General features: G+C 65.1%; 2 protein-coding genes. Both read right to left on the bottom strand.

Annotated elements, in window-relative coordinates; all coding sequences use genetic code 11:
* On the bottom strand, positions 1 to 1,266 hold a 1,266-nt coding region (locus VFL62_RS17885; RefSeq protein ID WP_325173713.1), incomplete at its 3' end, for an efflux transporter outer membrane subunit.
* The coding region (locus tag VFL62_RS17880) for an efflux RND transporter permease subunit (RefSeq protein WP_325173712.1) at positions 1,259 to 2,123 on the bottom strand (865 nt) is incomplete at its 5' end. The genes VFL62_RS17885 and VFL62_RS17880, both read right to left, overlap by 8 nt.

The raw sequence follows: 2,123 nt of genomic DNA, 5'->3' as shown, positions 1-2,123 counted from the left end.
CGCATCGGCGACGTTCTGGAATGCGGTGATGACCGTGGCGCGGTATTGCGCCTCGGCCTGCTCCAGTGCGGCTTCGGCCGCCTTCTGCTTGTGATAGAGCGTCAGCCCGTCGAAAATCGGGGCGGCGGCGGCGGCGCCGAGCGTGAAGAAGCCGGTGCCGGGCGCAAAGGTCTGCGGCCAGTTGAACGCGGCCGAACCGCCGTTGGCCGACAGCGTGATATTGGGCAGGCGGGCGGCGATGGCAACGCCGATTTGCGCAGCCGCCGAATGCATGTTGGCCTCGGCCGCGCGCACGTCAGGCCGTTGATCGACGAGCTTGCCCGGCAGGCTGATCGGCAGGTTGGTCGGCAGCTTCAGATGTGCCAGATCGAACTTCTGCCTGATCTCGTCGGCCGCATATTGCCCGGCCAGCGAGGTCAGGAGGTCGCGCTGCTGCGCCAATTGCTTTTCGAGCGGCGGCAGCAATTCCTCGGCCTGCGCCAATGCCGCATCCTGCGCCAGCACGTCGGCCAGCGCCGCCTGTCCCAGGTTTTGCTGCCGCTTCAGGATCTCGAGCAGGCGCTTTTCGATCGCAATGATGCGCTGTGTCGCTGCGATCTGTCCGCGCAGCGAAGCCTCCTGGATCGCTGCCGTCACCACGTTGCTGGTCAGCGTCAGAAATGCCGCTTCGAGCTGGAACAGCTGCTGCTCGGCGGTCGCATCCAGGCTCTCCACCGCGCGGACGTTACCGCCCCAGATGTCGGGCACGAACGAGACGGTGAGCTGGTTGGTCACCAGCGAGAATTCCGATTGCGGCCCCGCGGTCGGAATCGGCGGCACCTGCTGCGGATTGGCAACCAGGATCTGCTGGGTGGACGAGTTGCCGGTGATCTGCGGGAAATACAGGCCGCGCTGCGCGAGCGCGTTATAACGCGCCACCTTGATCGCGGCTTCCGCGGCCTGCAGGTTCGGATTGTGATTGACCGCCTCGCGAACCAGCTGGTTCAGCGGCTCGGACTTGAACGCCGCCCACCACCGCGTCGAAACGTCGGCGCCGGTGAGGAAGCGCTGCCCGGGCACCGGCGCCGATTGCTTTCCGGAGACGGAGGCCGTTTCCTTTCCGGGATCGGCCGAAGCGAGATTGCCTTTGACGTAGCCGGTCACGTCGGGGGCTGCGGCCGGCTGGAAATTCGGACCCACGGCGCAGCCGGTGACGGCGAGCGACATCATGGCGATAGCGATCGCGCTTGCCGCCGATCGAAGCCTGATGCTGTCGCCGCTAACCATCGGGATTGCCTTCGGTGACGGCAACGGGATCGCCGGTGACCGCTACGATTTCGGCGTCTCGCGACAGGAAGATCTTGCGAAGCGCCGGCGCCACGACCAACAGCAGCAGCGGCCCGACGAACATACCACCCACGACGACGGTGGCCAACGGACGCTGCACCTGGCTGCCGATGCCGTGGGAAATCGCCGCGGGAAACAGCCCGACGCCGGCCGACAGCGCCGTCATCAGCATCGGACGCATCCGCTGTTCGGCGCCGTGAAACACCGCCTCCGCAATCCCCATGCCCTGCGCGCGCAATTCGCGGAAGTAGGTGATGTTGAGAATGCCGTCCATCACCGCAACGCCGAACAGCGAGATGAAGCCGATCGCGGCCGAGACCGAAAAATCGAGCCCTGAGCAATAAAGCGCGATCAGGCCGCCGCCGATCGCAAAGGGAATCCCCGCGACCGATAGCAGGCTGTCGCGCAGCGAATTGAACAGACCATAGAGCAGGACGAGGATCAGAAGCAGCGTGATCGGTACTACGATCAGAAGCCGCTGCTTGGCCGCCTGAAGGCTGTCGAACTCGCCGGCCCAGACCAGCTGATAACCGTTCGGAAGCTTGACGGCCTTGCCGACCCGCTCCTGCGCCTCCGCCACTGTGCTGCCGAGGTCGCGGCCGCGCACCGAGAACTTGATCGGAATGTAACGCTGGCTGCGCTCGCGATAGATGAAGGACGCGCCGGTATCGAGCGTGATATTGGCGAGTTCGCTGAGCGGAACATAGGCGTTGATGCCCGACGGCGTCGAATAGGCGACTTTCAGGTTCCGGACCGCATCGATGCTGGAGCGGTATTTGGCGTCGAGCCGGACGGCA

It is taken from the genome of Bradyrhizobium sp. (assembly GCF_035701725.1).
Taxonomy (GTDB): domain Bacteria; phylum Pseudomonadota; class Alphaproteobacteria; order Rhizobiales; family Xanthobacteraceae; genus Bradyrhizobium.
The sequence above is the reverse complement of the archived record's forward strand: the minus strand, read 5'-3'. Positions and strand labels throughout refer to the sequence as shown.